General features: G+C 65.3%; 11 protein-coding genes. 3 read left to right on the forward strand and 8 right to left on the reverse strand.

Annotation, left to right across the window (positions count from 1 at the left end; genetic code table 11):
* Position 1: 1 nt before the first annotated feature.
* The 6 genes from HF684_RS12475 to HF684_RS12500 form a co-directional block, all read right to left on the reverse strand.
* On the reverse strand, positions 2-2,209 hold the full coding sequence (locus HF684_RS12475; protein WP_169252726.1) for a prolyl oligopeptidase family serine peptidase: 2,208 nt from the start codon (positions 2,207-2,209) through the stop codon (positions 2-4).
* Positions 2,210-2,283: 74 nt separating this feature from the next.
* A complete protein-coding gene (locus HF684_RS12480; protein ID WP_169252727.1) occupies positions 2,284-2,946 on the reverse strand; it encodes a GNAT family N-acetyltransferase in 663 nt (220 codons plus the stop codon).
* A 78-nt stretch (positions 2,947-3,024) separates the two neighbouring features.
* The gene (locus HF684_RS12485; protein WP_169252728.1) at positions 3,025-4,707 is read right to left on the reverse strand and encodes a DUF222 domain-containing protein; all 1,683 of its coding nucleotides are present in this window, start codon (positions 4,705-4,707) and stop codon (positions 3,025-3,027) included.
* 69 nt (positions 4,708-4,776) lie between these two features.
* Positions 4,777-6,267 carry an MFS transporter gene (locus HF684_RS12490; RefSeq protein ID WP_169252729.1) on the reverse strand — a complete coding sequence of 497 codons (1,491 nt, stop codon included), beginning with the start codon at positions 6,265-6,267 and terminating at the stop codon, positions 4,777-4,779.
* A gap of 264 nt (positions 6,268-6,531) precedes the next feature.
* Positions 6,532-7,623, reverse strand: a complete 1,092-nt coding sequence (locus HF684_RS12495) for a branched-chain amino acid aminotransferase (RefSeq protein ID WP_169252730.1) — start codon at positions 7,621-7,623, stop codon at positions 6,532-6,534.
* Positions 7,624-7,800: 177 nt separating this feature from the next.
* The gene (locus HF684_RS12500; protein ID WP_169252731.1) at positions 7,801-8,838 is read right to left on the reverse strand and encodes a 3-isopropylmalate dehydrogenase; all 1,038 of its coding nucleotides are present in this window, start codon (positions 8,836-8,838) and stop codon (positions 7,801-7,803) included.
* Between the two features lie 301 nt (positions 8,839-9,139).
* Here HF684_RS12500 and HF684_RS12505 point away from each other — a divergent pair, with 301 nt between their 5' ends.
* Positions 9,140-9,991, forward strand: coding sequence for a CoA ester lyase (locus HF684_RS12505; RefSeq protein WP_025779420.1), 852 nt, complete (start codon positions 9,140-9,142; stop codon positions 9,989-9,991).
* Positions 9,988-10,704, forward strand: a complete 717-nt coding sequence (locus HF684_RS12510) for a phosphatase PAP2 family protein (RefSeq protein ID WP_169252732.1) — start codon at positions 9,988-9,990, stop codon at positions 10,702-10,704. Before HF684_RS12505 ends, HF684_RS12510 begins: the two co-directional genes overlap by 4 nt.
* Positions 10,705-10,727: 23 nt before the next feature.
* On the opposite strand, the gene serA is transcribed toward HF684_RS12510, so the two are convergent.
* Both serA and HF684_RS12520 read right to left on the reverse strand, forming a co-directional pair.
* Positions 10,728-12,320 (reverse strand): phosphoglycerate dehydrogenase, encoded by a 1,593-nt coding sequence (gene serA / locus HF684_RS12515; RefSeq protein WP_169252733.1) that lies wholly within the window; start codon positions 12,318-12,320, stop codon positions 10,728-10,730.
* A gap of 127 nt (positions 12,321-12,447) precedes the next feature.
* Positions 12,448-13,740, reverse strand: a complete 1,293-nt coding sequence (locus tag HF684_RS12520; protein ID WP_169252734.1) for a GNAT family N-acetyltransferase — start codon at positions 13,738-13,740, stop codon at positions 12,448-12,450.
* A gap of 246 nt (positions 13,741-13,986) precedes the next feature.
* On the opposite strand from HF684_RS12520, the gene HF684_RS12525 reads away from it, so the two are divergent.
* Positions 13,987-15,168, forward strand: a complete 1,182-nt coding sequence (locus HF684_RS12525) for an NAD-dependent formate dehydrogenase (protein WP_169252735.1) — start codon at positions 13,987-13,989, stop codon at positions 15,166-15,168.
* The last annotated feature ends 4 nt before the right edge of the window (positions 15,169-15,172 follow it).

Here is a 15,172-nt window from a genome sequence, read left to right on the forward strand (position 1 = left end):
CCTACTCCCCTGTCAGTGCGTTCCACATGAACCGGTAGCTCAGCGCCCGGGTGAATGCGGTCTGCTCATTGTCCGAAGCCGCAGAATGACCGCCTTCGGTGTCTTCGAAGAACCACACGTTCTCGATTCCCTGCGCCTGCATCCGGGCGGCCATCTTCCGCGCCTGCACCGGTCCCACCCGGTCATCCGACGTCGCCGTCCAGAACAGCACCGGCGGATAGTCCTGTCCGTCCTCGAGGAGGTGGTAGGGCGAGAAGTGTCTGATGAACGCCCAGTCCTCGGCCACATCCGGGTCGCCGTACTCGGCCTTCCATGAATAGCCGGCGCTGAGCTTCGTGTACCGGGCCATGTCCAGCAGCGGAACTCCGCAGGAGACTGCGCCGAAGAGCTCGGGATACTGGGTGAGCATATTGCCGACCAGCAGACCCCCATTGGATCCGCCGGCACAGGCGAGCCTCTTCGGGCTCGTCACTCCGCGGGCGATGAGATCGCGTGCCACGGCCGAATGGTCTTCATAGCAGCGCATGCGGTTCTCTCGCATCGCGGAGGTGTGCCACTCAGGCCCGTATTCCCCTCCGCCGCGGATGTTCGCGAGGACATAGACGCCTCGGCGGCCTGTCGGGATGGCACTTCCGGTGGTGCTGCGGCTGAGCCAGCCGATGCCGACGACGGGTGAGTATCCGGGTGTGCGGCTGACTTCGAATCCGCCGTAGCCGTCGAGCAGTGTGGGATTGTCGCCGTCGAGCACGAGGTCGTCGGATCCGATCTGGAAGTACGGGATCGTCGTTCCGTCGGCGCTGGTGGCGAAGTGCTGCTCGACGCTGAGCCCTTCGGCATCGAACATCGCCGGCGCCGATTTGATCACCTCGGCGGTGGACTTCTCGGAGTCCGTTCCCGCAGCTTCGTCAGAGGGGCCCAGAGTTCCGTACGACAGCGTCGAGGGCGTGAGGAAGCCGGTGCTGACCATCCAGAAGTCGTTGGCGGTGGCCGGATCGTATTTGTCGACCGCGCCGAGTCCGACCATATGGTTGGCCGGCACCCCGGGCAGGGTGGACTCGACGAAGTCGTTGTTCAGGTCGAGGACCGTGAGTTTCGACTGCACGTCGGCGAGCAGCTCGAGGACGAGGTAGTCGCGGGTGAAGGTGAAGGACTGCAGCGAGGTGCGGGCGTCCGGGGTGAAGATCACGCGCGGAGTGATCTCGCCTGCCTTGACCGCATCGATATCGGCGATGGCCAGGCCGCCGGCGGCCACCTCGGTGGTGGTGGACTTCCACCTCGACTGCGGACGGAAGAGCACGAGGTCGCGGTCGAAGCCGACTTCGACGTCGGTGGGAACGTCGACTCGGTTGAGCGCGTCGGCCCAAGTCGTCGGTTCGGCTGACAGCGAACCGTCTGCGCCGGTGATGTCGGCGAGGTCGAGGAAGCTCATCGTCGAGTTGAAGAAGTCGATGGCGTCGATGATGACGGCGCGGTCGGTGGCCCCGGTGTCGGGGCGGATGTCGCTGCCGACGAAGATCGCCACATGATCACGTGGGACTTCGGCGACGATCGGGGCCTCGTCGATGTTCTGACCGCGGCGGAGCGCTCTGGCTTGGCGAGGATACGACGAGGTCGTCAGTGAGTCGGCGTCGGTCTCGGTGGCGACGAGGACGGTGTCATCGTCGAGCCAGGCCAGTCGTGTCTTGGCGGCGGGGATGTCGAAGCCGCCGTCGACGAAGGTGCGGTCGTCGAGGTCGAATTCGCGGACTCGGTGGGAGTCGCCTCCGTCCGGGGACAAGAGGACGAGGGCGCGCCGATTGTCGCTGCGCCGGACCATCGCTCCTGACCAGACCCAAGCTGTGTCTTCCTGTGCCGCCAGTTCGTCGAGGTCGAGCAGCACATCCCAGGCGGGTGAGTCCGTGCGGTAGCTCTCCCATGTGGTGCGTCGCCACAGACCTTTCGGGTTGGTCTTATCGCGCCAGAAGTTGAAGAAGTGGTCGCCGCGTTTGGTGACCATCGGAATGCGATCATCGGAGTCCAGCGCGGTGCGCAGTTCGCCGGAGATGGTGTCGAAGAGATCGTCGTGGAATCGGTCAAGGGTCTTCGTGTTCTGGTTCTTCACCCAGGCGATCTGCTGCTCGCCGGAGATGTCTTCGAGCCAGAGGTTTTCGTCGTCGGGCAGTTCGGCACTCGTCGTCGGGGCCGCTGTCGGTGAGTCTTCTTCGCGCATGGTCCCATCCTAGTGACCGCTGCTGACACAGCCACGTGGTGCCGCTGACGAGGAATTCTTCTCACGTGCAGTTCTCACCGCGGGCTGCGGAACATGACCAGGCCGGGCTGACCGTTGGGGGCTTCGGGGCCGTGACCGAGTTCTGAGAAGCCGAGTTCTTCGTAGAGGCGGCGTGCCGGACTGTCGATATCGTCGGTCTGCAGCCAGCAGCCGTAGTGACCGACCTCTCCGATCCAGGTTTGCAGGGTGCGCCGTCCCAGACCTTGATCGCGCCGCTTCGGATCACGGGCGAGCAGGTTGAGTGCGAAGGTCGCTTCGAGTTCGGTCGAAGCCTCGCCGAGGCGGCTCTGCAGTTCAAATGCCCACGGATACTTCTGCTCCTCCCACCTCCAATGGTGGCCGTAGGCGAATGAGCTCAGCTGCCCGTCGGGCTGGGTCCGGGTCAACGTCATGAGGACCTGTCCCTTGCGGACGGAGACGTCGTAGACATCGGCGAACAGTGCCGCAAACCTCGGGTCCTCGTTCAGCGGCGGCTCGGCGGCAGCGGCCCCATAGAGCGCTTCGACCTCGCTGCGGGGTGGCAGGACACCGCGGATTCCCGGCCCCGAGGGCACGCCCTGCCACAGTGGACCCATCCCCGCCGGCATCCCCCACACGATTTCGACCGCGGGGTCGTCCGCGTGGCCGGACCGCGCGCAATGGCCGGCGGGCGACGGCTGCCCGGTGAGGTCGTTCATGACTATCACTATAGTCTCGTCATGGAGCGGGCAGTTGAACTTTCGGTGACCACTTGCCGTCGCCGCGGCAGACTCGGTTCACAGCCTGCGTCTGTGTTCGACGATTGCGGCGCGGAGAAGTTCTTCGGTTGGGCTCATCGGCCGTTCATCGGCATCGACGATGTCGATTCCGACACTCGACCCACCGATATCGATGGTTGTCGGCTGCGAGGTCCGGCGAATGTATCGCCATGGGATCATCACCGAAAATTCGGGATCGGCACTCGGCAGTACGGCGCGGGCTTCGTCATCCGGCGCTCCGGCACAGTCGCTGTCGCCCGGCGGCGCGGCGCGAGCCCCGTCGCCCGGTGTCGCCGTCCTCTCTGCCGCTGCTTCCCCGGTATCTCGTCCCGGTTCGGGGCCATGTTGTCGGCCGGGAAGTTGCTGCCGTTCCCGATCATGCTGCTGATCAGGAGGATCCTGTTCGCCGGGGCCATGCCTCGCACCACGACCTTCGTCCTGACCAGAGGCGCACCCGGGATCGGGACCGCTGAGCGGTTTGGTTCGGGTCCTGTAGTGGTGACCGGTCGGTGTGACGACCTCGAGGGCCTCGGCTGTCGCCTTATGGCGCCACCCGCTGAGTTCCTTGAGATAGTTGCAGGCGGCGCACAATCCAGAAGAGTTGTCCCAGTCTGTTTCCCCGCCGGCAGCGGCCGCGTCGACATGATCGGCGTGCTGGATGGGTGCCTCGCACCAGGGCGAACGGCAGACGTCGTCGCGGAAGACGACCATGCGTCGAAGCAGCCCGGAGAATTCCCTGCGGCGGGAGTCCATCCGCACGAGCTGACCGTCTTCCGGCCGCGTGTACAGCCTGCGGATGAAGGTGGCGGCCTCGTTCTCGGCAACGACGTTCCTGGCGGCTTGGGCCGGGATCGGGCCGACCCCGGGGAACCATGCCGATTCTTCTCCGGGCCCGAACAGACTGCTGTCCTGCATGATGAGGTGGACTTCTGTGGGCACGGCCGCAGCGGCAGCCTGCCCTGTCAGTCGCTCGACCAAGAGATCCGCAGCAATCTGATTCTGACCACGGCCGTCGGCTTTGCCGGTGGCGGTCACGGTCTGAGCCGACTTCTTGAGATTGGCGAATGCGGCAACGGCCTGCGACATCGGCAGCAGAGCGGTCAGATAAGCCATGTTTCCCGGTGCCGGACGCACGCTGACCGAGCGCTCTCCAACACAGCGTTCGAGGTGGTCGACCGCCGCCTGCTGGTCGAGTTTCTGTGCCAGGGCCCTCACCTCGTTGCCCAGTCGTCTGACTCCCACCTCGGCCAGGCGTTCGGCCATCCGCTCGTCGAGCTCGTGCTTCTTCTCACGTGGAAGCCAGTCGGACTCCTTTGCGACAGTGCGTGCCTTCTCCTCCGAGATGTCTCCGCCCTTCATTGCCGAGTAGACATTGGGCAGATCCAGGAGCAGGGTCCGTGAGAATTTGAGCAACGCGTTGCCGCGGTGTCGGGAGACCTTTCTGGCCAGGCCGATCTCCGCGCCGACCCCGAGTCCTTGCTTCTTGCTCGGGACACCGTCTTCGGCCTCCCGATTCTTTCGGTGCATATCGAATGTCAGGGTTTCGCGGGCCTGTGCGGCGGCGCATGCGGAGGTCAGTTCCTCAAGAGCCGTGATGCGATCGATCGCTTCTTCCTCGGTCGCGGCCGGAGGCATTTCGGACAGGCAGTCGCGCCACCGAAGGATCTCGGTGAGTGCGTCTGGAACCTGCTTTGCCTCCATGTCCAGAACACTACCTGTCGGCACTGACACGACATTTGCCGAACGCATCTACACTGGTCAGACCACTAGTCAGCTCAATTCTTCGCCGGTCGTCTCTCGTGCCATGAAGCTCATCAGAACCACGGCGACGACGACAAGAGCTCCGGTGAGGACGAACGTCAGGGTCAGGCCCAGCACCGGCCACATGAACGCCCCGAACACGATCGGGGCGATTCCCGTGGCCAGACGCGACGCCGCAGAAGCCCAGCCGAAACCAGAACCGCGCAGTCGGGTCGGGTAGAGCTCGGAGACATAGGTGTACAGGGTCGGGATCGCGATCTGAATGACGAAGCCGAAGCCGATGATCACGGCCTTCGCCGTCCAGGTGAGTTCGGCGCCGGAGGCTTCGATGAATACGGCAGATCCGATCAGGAGGATCGCGGCCACGATCGCCGAGACTCCGAGCACCCATTTGCGACCGAATCGTTCGACGATGAGCGCGGAGACGATCACACCGAGGATGCCGACAGCAGTCATCGACCCGGTGACGAGGAACGCCGCCTGATCGGCTAGCCCCTGCTTCTTCAGGATTCCGGGAAGCCATGTCAGTGCCGCGTAGTAGACAAGGAGGACGGAGACGAAGAGCGACCACGCGACGAGGGTCGTCTTGGCTGAGTGCTGCCACAGCTGCACGAGCTGACCGCTGGCTGCTCGCAGCTGCCCGCTGACCTTGGGTCCCGCGTCCGAGGTCGGCGTTGTCCGCGCCGCGGCAGGGCTCGCCGTGCTCCGATCCGCGTCGGGCTCAGCATGCGCCGGGGTTGCATCGTCACCGGCCGCCGGCGTCGCGGCAGCATCGCCGACCGGTTCGTGGGTCCACTCGGTGACGTCGGCGCCCGTGCGCTCGACCAGTCGTCTGATGATCACGTCGGCTTCGACGTACCGGCCGACCGATGCGAGATAGAGAGGTGATTCCGGAATCCCGAAACGCACGGCGACGGTGAGCAGGGCGGGAACGATCATGACGAGCATGATCAGCCGCCAGTCCCCGAAACCGAGCAGATAGGCGGAGACGAACGCGCAGAGCGAGGCGCCGATCGGCCACCAGCCGTCCATTGCGGTGAGCACGCGTCCGCGATGTCGGCTGGGCGTGAACTCCCCGACCAGGGCGTAGTCGACAGGGATGCATCCGCCCAGACCGAATCCCGCGAGGAAGCGGAAGAGGATGAACCAACCATATGCGGGGGCGAATGCTCCGGCGACCGTGAAGATCGAGAAGACGAGCAGAGTGAGAGTGAACGCCTTCTTGCGCCCGATGACATCGGCGATGCCGCCCCAGATGAAGGCACCCAGTGCCATGCCGATGAGGTTCGCGGTCGCAATCCATGCGGCCTGGCCGAGGCTGAGACTCCAATAGTCGCTGAGCAGCGGAATGAGGAATCCGTTGAGAGCGACGTCCCAGGCGTCGAACATGAAACCGAGCCCGCCGATGATGAAGATGGCACCCTGGGTGCGCCACTTCCATGGCAGGTGGGCGATGACTTCGGAGGCTGTCGGAACCGACGCCGAGGTGGTCGTGTGCACGAGGCCACAGTACCGCAATTTACGCACAACTGAGTAAAACATCCGCGGCGCAGTGGACAGCGGGTGAGCGACGAGCGGAAAGCAGAAGGCGGGCCGCCGCGAATCTCTTCGCAGCGGCCCGCCTCAAGAGCGTGCCCGGCTGACGTCCAGATCAGACACCGACGTCCAGATCAGACAATGCTGTCCAAATCAGACACTGCCGTCCAGATCAGACGCTGCCTATCGGATCAGACAACGCCTGCCAGACCAGCGAGGTCCGTCTGATCAGGCCAGACGCACCAGCCAGTTGTTCGTGTCCTCGACACGCCCGTACTGGATGCCGAGCAGCGTCCTGCGCAGCTCCATGGTCTTCTCACCGGCCTCTTCACCGTGGTCGATGGTGAAGTCTTCGCTGACGAGCTTGCTGATCGGCGTGATGACGGCAGCGGTGCCGCAGGCGAATGCTTCGACGATCTCGCCGCTGGCCGCCCCCTCGCGCCACTCCTCGATGGAGATCTGACGCTCTTCGGCCTCGAGTCCGAGCTGCGGTGCCAGTTCGAGCAGCGAACGACGGGTGACGCCGTCGAGGATCGAATCGCTCAGCGCCGGGGTGAGCAGCTTGCCGCTCTTCGTCACGAGCATGAGGTTCATGCCGCCGAGCTCGTCGATGTACTTGTTCTCCACCGAGTCGGTGAACAGGACCTGCTGGCAGCCCTTTGCAGCCGCCTCATTGGTCGCCACCAGCGACGATGCATAGTTGCCGCCGCACTTGGCGAAGCCGGTGCCGCCCGCGCCGGCGCGCTTGAGCTTCGGCGAGAGCCAGATCGACACCGGCTTGATGCCGCCGGAGAAGTAGGGCCCGGCCGGGGATGCGATGGCGTAGTAGTCGACTTCGTGGCTGGCCCGCACGCCGAGGAACCGCTCCGTGGCGATCATGAACGGCCGCAGGTACAGGCTCGACTCATCGGCGTCCGACTCCGGCGTCGGAACCCAAGCCTGGTCGAGGCTGACCAGCTGCTTGAGCGAGTTGATGAAGTCCTCTTCGGGCAGCTGCGGCAGCGCGAGACGCTCGGCGGAGCGGTTGATGCGCGCGGCGTTGCGCTCGGGTCGGAACGTCCATACCGAACCGTCGGCATGACGGTAGGCCTTGAGCCCTTCGAAGATCTCCTGGGCGTAGTGGAGAACGGCGGCCGCCGGGTCGAGCAGCAGCGGCCCGTAGGGCCGGACCTCGTGTCCCTGCCAACCGTCATCGACCGTGTAACGGATGTGCGCCATATGGTCGGTGAAGTACTGGCCGAAGCCGGGATCCTTCTTGATGTTCTCGCGCACCAGCTCGGGTTGCGGCTGGAGGTTCTTAAGAACGGTGAAATCTGTCATGAAAACTCTCTTCTCACTTGTGATGAGTGACACTTTCAGGGTAGTCCATCACCCCGGCGCTCGCCGCACCGGGGTGATGTCGTCGACCCTGAACACGGGTGTCGCTCGATTGGGTTCATCCTCGCAGAGGTGACCCCGTCGTCACCCATCCGCCGCTCGCCGAGGCGGTCGATCCGGTCAGCCGAGGCGTGCCGCGATCGCGTCGCCCACCTCGGAGGTGGACCGCTTCGTTCCGTCGCGCTCGGCGAGGTCGGCTTCGACGGCCGTCTCGATCGCCTTGGCCACGGTCTCGAGTCCCAGGTGGGAGGCCATGAGCGCCCCCGAGAGGATCGACGCGGTCGGGTCCGCGATCTGCTGGCCGGCGATGTCCGGAGCCGAACCGTGAATGGGTTCGAACAGGCTCGGCGCCGTTCCTTCGACGTTGAGGTTCCCCGAGGCGGCCAGACCGATTCCGCCGGTGACCGCGGCTGCGAGGTCGGTGAGGATGTCCCCGAAGAGGTTGTCGGTGACGATGACGTCGTAGCGCTCGGGATTCGTGACCATGTAGATCGTGCACGCATCGGTGTGCTCGTAGTTGACGGCCACCTCGGGGAATTCCTGCCCGACCTTCTCGACCACGCGACGCCACAGGTGACCGGCATGGACCATGACATTGTGCTTGTGCACGTAGGTGAGCTTCTTGCTCCGCGCCTGAGCCCGGGCGAAGGCGTCGCGGACCGCACGCTCGACGCCGTACCAGGTGTTGACCGAGACCTCGGTCGCGACCTCCTGCGGGGTGTCCGTGCGCACCGATCCGCCGGATCCGGTGTATGAGCCCTCGGTGCCCTCGCGGACGACGACGAAGTCGATCTTTCCGGGATCGGCCAGCGGGCTGGTGACTCCGGAGAACAGCTTCGAGGGACGCAGGTTCACTGCATGCCCCAGCCCGAAGCGCATCTTGAGGATCACTCCGCGCTCGAGCACGCCGGAAGGCACGGACGGATCTCCGCAGGCGCCGAAGAAGATGGCATCATGTCCACGCAGCGACTCGAGCTCGTCGTCGGTGAGCGTCTCACCGGTCTCGTGGAAGCGCTGGGCGCCGACCTTGTAGTCTGTGAGCTCGAGCTCGACGGGCTCGCCTGACACCTCGATGGCGCGGCGGAGGACTTTGAGGCCTTCGGGGACGACCTCGTTGCCGATTCCGTCTCCGGGCATGACTGCGATTGAGAACTTCATGCTCACAGAATACGACCCCATCTCACGATGCAACTACGGCGTCTTACAATGTGAACCATCGTCAGCGGCGCTCACGGGCACGGCGGCGGAGCGACCTCCGGCACCCGAACGCGGCGCCTCTCCAACGGGCCAAGCCTGCCGTCCCCTGCGCAGACCCCGCGATCCGTGTGCGGTCATGAACAATTTCACGTCTCAAACCCTGTTTTCGGCTACACATCCGGCGCCGCAGGGACGAAGATGGATACAGCACCCCAAACCCCGTGGGGGCCACGCAGAAACAGCCCCGAGAGAAAGTCGATCATTGACCGAGACCATCCGCAACGCCCGTGCCGCAGCTCTGCCCGCCAAACTCTCCCGGTCCTGGCTGCTCGTCAACGCTGCGAAGGAGGAGATCTTCACTCCCGCGCAGACGTCGGAAGCGGACTCCGTCATCTTCGACCTCGAAGCGTCCGTCGCCGACGACAAGAAGCTTGCGGCACGTGACAATGTCGTGCGCGCACTGAAGAACGGAATGTCGGCCTGGGTGCGCATCAACAAGATGGAATCCGAATTCTGGGACGATGACCTCGCCGCGATCGCCATGCTGCCCGGTCTGCGCGGAGTCATGCTCCCGGAGACCGAACGGCCCGAGCAGGTCTCCTATACCGCGATGCGGGCGAAGGCGGGCCTGCCGGTCATCGCACTCCTCGAATCGGCCCGCGGAGTGGAGAACGCCACGAAGATCGCCGAGGCGCCCGGCACCTTCCGTCTGGCGTTCGGCACGAACGACTTCCGCAAGGACACGGGTTTCTCCGGCGACCCGATGGCCCTGGCCTATGCCCGTTCGCGCCTGACGATCGCCTCCCGCATGGGCGGCCTGCCCGGCCCCATCGACGGGCCATCGGCCGCCGATGCCGATGATGAGAAGGTCTGGGCCGATGCCGAGGTCACTCACATGATGGGCATGACCGGAAAGCTCGTGCTCACAGTCGACCAGGTCAACACCCTCAACGAGGCGATGAGCCCGAGCGAGGACGAACGCGATTGGGCCCGCCAGATGCTCGAAGCCGCCGAAGGCGGATCCGAGATCACCGACGGCTCCTACCTGCCCCGCCTGGCCCGTGCGAAGAAGATCGCGTCCCTGGCTGATACCTACGGCCTCTGGAACGCTTGAGCCGACAGCAGTCCTGGCTGCTGTGGGCAACACTGCCCGCCGTCCTGTTCGTCATCGCCTTCGGACTGTGGCTGCACCTCGAGCGCATCGGACCCACCCCGATCGATCAGTCCTGGCTGGAACTCGTCGGCCTCACTGAGGGCTCGGTGCCGTACTGGATCGCCGTCGTCCTCGCCGAGGTCGGCGGCGGCACCGGCGTGGTCATCTGCACCACGCTGCTCACGGGCTTCTTCATCCTGCGCAGACGCCTGCGCACGGCGATCGTCCTCGTCACGACGATGCTGGCCGGCATCGCCGCCTCGGAGATCCTCAAGGCCGTCGTCACCCGCCTGCGCCCCGGCGATCAGCTCTACGAGTCCTTGGGTTTCTCTTACCCCTCGGGACACTCGATGGGCGCTGCCGCACTGGCCATGAGCCTGGCGATCATCGCCTGCCGTCGCCATCAGCTGCGCGGATCAGCCGCCCAGGCACCAGCAGCTCAGGCACCGGCAGCTCGGGCACCGAGGATGGGCTTCCACTGGTCGTTCATCCTCGCCGCAGTCTGGATCCTTGCCATGATGTGGTCGCGGACCGCGCTCCAGGTCCACTGGCTCACCGACACGATCGCCGGCGCGTTCATCGGCATCGCCGTCGCCGTTCTCGTCGACGAGTTCTGGACCCTGACAGCACAGAGGACCCGCTCACCCCGCTTCGCTCTCTGGCTTGCGGGGTGAACGGGTCCTCCTGTGTGAGGGTCTCAGTCCTCCTGGAGTGAGACGCCGGTGAAGGCCGAGGCGTTCACAGCACCGGCGACAGCGTTGACGACCTCGTCCGAGACGACCGAATCCACGGCCAGGACGGACAGCGCCTCGTTGCTCGTCGATGCGGGCGAGACCTGCATTCCGGCGATGTTGACGTTGTTCGCGCCGAGCGCCAGACCCAGCTGACCGATGATTCCCGGCCGATCCTCGTAGCGGAAGATGAGCAGGTTGTCCGTCAGCTCGATCTCGAGCGAGTAGCCGTCGACCTCGGTGAGCTTCTGCACGAGCTTCGGACCGGTCACGGTGCCCGACACCGAGATGCGCTGCCCGGTGCTCGTCGTCGCGGTCAGGCGGGTGATGTTGCGGAACGATTCGCAGTACGGATCCGTGACGAGTTCGACGCCGATTCCGCGCTCTTCGGCCAGCAGCGGAGCATTGACATAGGAGACCTGGTCGGACACGACGTCCTTGAACAGGCCCTTGAGCGCGGAGAGCTTGAGGACGGAGACGTCCTTGTCGGCGATCTCTCCGTTGACCTCGACCTTGAAGTGCGTGACCGAGGAGTCGGCCAGAGCGTTGACGACACGGCCCAAACGCTCGGCCAGGGGGATACCCGGACGCACATCCTCGTGGATGGCGCCGCCTGCGACATTGACGGCATCGGGGACGAGTTCCCCGGCCAGGGCCTTGCGCACAGATTTCGCCACGGCGACGCCGGCCTTCTCCTGGGCCTCATGAGTCGAGGCGCCCAGATGCGGGGTGACGTTGACGGCGTCGAGATCCATGAGTGCCGAGTGCTCCGGCGGTTCGACGTTCCAGACGTCGATTCCGGCGCCGCCGACCTCGCCGTTGGCCACGGCCTCGGCCAGGGCCGCCTCGTCGATGATGCCGCCGCGGGCGACGTTGATGAACCGGGCGCCGGGCTTGGCGGCTTTGAGCTCCTCGGTGCTGATCATGCCGACCGTCTCCGGCGTCTTGGGCATGTGCACGGTGACGAAGTCGGACACGGCGAGCAGGCCGGGCAGGTCGAGGACCTCGACGCCCATCTGAGCCGCTCGGGCCTGAGTGATGTAGGGGTCGTAGCCGACCAGACGCATGCCGAAGGCCTTCGCGCGTTCGGCGACGAGTCCGCCGATGCGGCCGAGGCCGACGATGCCCAGAGTCTTCTCGTAGAGTTCGACGCCGGTGTACTTCTTCCGGTTCCACTCCCCCGCCTTCAGCGAGGTGTTGCCGGCGCCGAAGTACCGCGCGGATCCCAGAATGTGGGCCATCGTCAGCTCGGCTGCGGAGATGATGTTAGAGGTGGGAGCGTTGACGACCATGACACCCGCCGAGGTGGCGGCGGGCACGTCGACATTGTCGAGTCCGACTCCGGCGCGGGCGATGACCTTGAGGTTGTTCGCAGCGTTGATGGCTTCGGCGTCGACCTGCGTGGCCGACCGGACGAGGATCGCATCGGCGTCGGCGATGGCGGGCAGGAGCTGGGATCGGTCGGCGCCCTCGGTGTGACGGATCTCGAAGTCTCCTCCGAGAGCTTCGATGGTGGCCGGTGACAGTTCTTCGGCGATGAGCACGACGGGCTTGGGCACTGATTTCCTCCTGTTGCGTCCGGGACGTGTCCACCTTATGAGACTTTCAGGAATCCTTCACAAGGTCTCAGATTCTGGGAACAATCGCTCAACAGACAGTGCTGCAGGCTCAGAATCCGTGGCGCGCTCAGAAGCCGTTCGGCGAATACGGCGCCCGGCCCAGACTGAACATGGCGCTGGCCAGTACAGCGGACCCCGGTGTCTGCTCTTCGATGCGCCCGGCCCGGGCGAGGATGACGGGATCGGCGCCGCCGAGGTAGAGGGACCCGAGCTCGGCGATGCCGAGTCCCAGGTCAGCCGGAGTCGAATCGGAGGCAGGGGTCACCTCGGCGTTCTCACCGTCCGAGGTGATCGTGAAGCGTCCACCGGCGAGATCGAGGGAATCGTCGACGTCGATCGTCAGCGTCCCGGGCACATACCAGGGCCTGGCCTCGAGCGCAGCCTTGACGTCGAGGATGCGGATCCAGATGTTGTCCTCGCTCGCGACGGTCTTCACACGCCTGGAATCGGTGAGCAGCCACGGCAGCGGCGAGTATTCGGCGGACTCGCCGAAGGTCACGCGGGTCGACAGGTCGATGGCGGCGAGGAATGACCACAGCGAGGCGTAGGCCGCATCGGTGACGGCCACGAAGTCGATGATGTCGACGGTCGGAGGGGTCTTCGACCAGCCCGCGAACTTGTAGGACACATAGCCGTCGGGCTCGCCCTGTTCGTCGAAGTGCAGGGCCGCGCGCACACCCCGGTCCTGTTCGCCGGTCTCAGTATTGAGGGCACCGGTGGCGCGTTCGATGTAGGTCTGCTGACGCTCCATGGCACCGGGTGAGGTCCGCATGAACTCGCCGTAGATCTTCGGAGCCAGTTCGCGCAGCTCGCTGAGCAGGCACATCTCGACGCGGCGATCGGGTTCGCGGACCATCTTGAAGCCGGGCGAGGTGTCGACCTCGATCGAACGCAGCCAGGTCGCCACACCGAAGCCGAAGCGCGAATAGATTCCGCCTTCGGTGGCGGTCAGTGCGGCGAACGGGTAGCCGTTCGCCTTCGCCTCGGCGAGGTCCGTGGTCATCAGCGACCGCAGCAGACCGCGCCGGCGATGGGTCGGGCGCACCGTGATCCAGGTGATGAGGTGCCCGGGCACCAGCCGTCCCCCGCCGACGTTGACGAGCTTCTCGAACCACGCGAACGTCGCCACCGGGATCGAGGCGTCGAGGCCGTGCTCGAACTCCTGATCCGCGTAGACGGCGGTGAGGTTGCGCCCATCGGCGATCGCCCGCTCGACCCGGTTGAGCAGGGCCGCATCGGTCGACCTGGGGTCATGGAAGCCCACGCTCGTCGAGGCGAAATAGCCCTTCGTGCGCTCGTCCGGTTCGCCGGTGGACGCGTCGATGGTCGGCTTGAAGTCTTCGAATCTGTAGTTCGTCACGTGTCCACAGTAGTTCACATCACAGTGATTGGCTCCTCTGCCGCTCGGCATCTGCGATCCGCCGCGCATCCGCCGCGCCTCGACCGCGCCGCCCTCGCTCGACAGTTCCGATGTGATCCGAACAGCCATGCCCTCATCCGGCGGCACCGAATGATCGACCGGAGATAACCGCTGGAACATCCGCAGCCGACGGACTTAGCGTGACAATGCGACGTGAGAGTCACGCCGATATGCGAAAGAAGAATCATGGCCAAAGTGCTGCTCGTCCTTTTCCCAGACCCGGTCGACGGGTACCCGCAGTTTCCTCGGGACTATGCCAGGGACACCATTCCCGCCCTTCCCGACTATCCCAACGGCCAGACGCTGCCGAGCCCCGAGGGCACGGACTTCGTGCCCGGTCAGCTGCTCGGCTCCGTCTCCGGCGAACTGGGCCTGCGCGCGTATCTCGAAGGTGCCGGCCACGAACTCGTCGTCACCAGCGACAAGGAGGGTGAGGGTTCCGTGTTCGACCGTGAACTCGTCGACGCCGATGTCATCATCTCCCAGCCCTTCTGGCCCGCCTACCTCACCCCGGAGCGACTGGCGAAGGCAAAGAACCTCAAACTCGCCGTCACGGCCGGCATCGGCAGCGATCACGTCGATCTCGATACGGCGAACGCGCTCGGCATCACCGTCGCCGAGGTGACCTACTCGAACTCGATCGCCGTGGCCGAACATGCCGTCATGCAGATCCTCGTCCTCGTCCGCGACTTCGTCCGGCAGCACGAGATCTCGGTCGACGGCGGCTGGAACATCGCCGATGCCGTCGAACGCTCCTACGACGTCGAAGGCCTCGACGTCGGCATCTTCGCCGCCGGGCGCATCGGTCGGGCGGTCGCCGAGCGGCTCGCTCCGTTCGGCGTCCGCCTCCACTACACGGACCGTCACCGTCTGCCGGCCGAGTACGAGGAGCAGTACGGACTGACTTTCCACGAGAGCATCGAGGACCTCGTCAGACACATCGACGTCCTCACCGTCCATGCTCCGCTCACCGAGCAGACCCGCGGTCTGCTCAACGATGAGCTGCTGGCGACGATGCGCCGCGGCTCCTACATCGTCAATCCGGCCCGCGGCGCGATCGCCGATCGGGACGCTGTCGTCCGCGCCCTCGAATCGGGACAGCTCGCCGGCTATGCCGGTGACGTGTGGGATCCGCAGCCGGCCCCGGCCGACCATCCGTGGCGGTCGATGGCGCACAATGCGATGACGACTCACACCTCGGGGGCATCTCTGCCGTCGCAAGCGAAATACGCAGCAGGCACCCGCGAGATCCTCGAGGACTGGTTCGCCGACCGTCCGATCCGCCCCGAGTACCTCATCGTCGAAGGCGGGCACTATGCCGGCACCGGCGCGCATTCCTACGCCCAGCAGGAGGTTGCCGCCGTCTGAGAGC

This window comes from Brevibacterium sp. 'Marine', assembly GCF_012844365.1.
GTDB lineage: Bacteria > Actinomycetota > Actinomycetes > Actinomycetales > Brevibacteriaceae > Brevibacterium.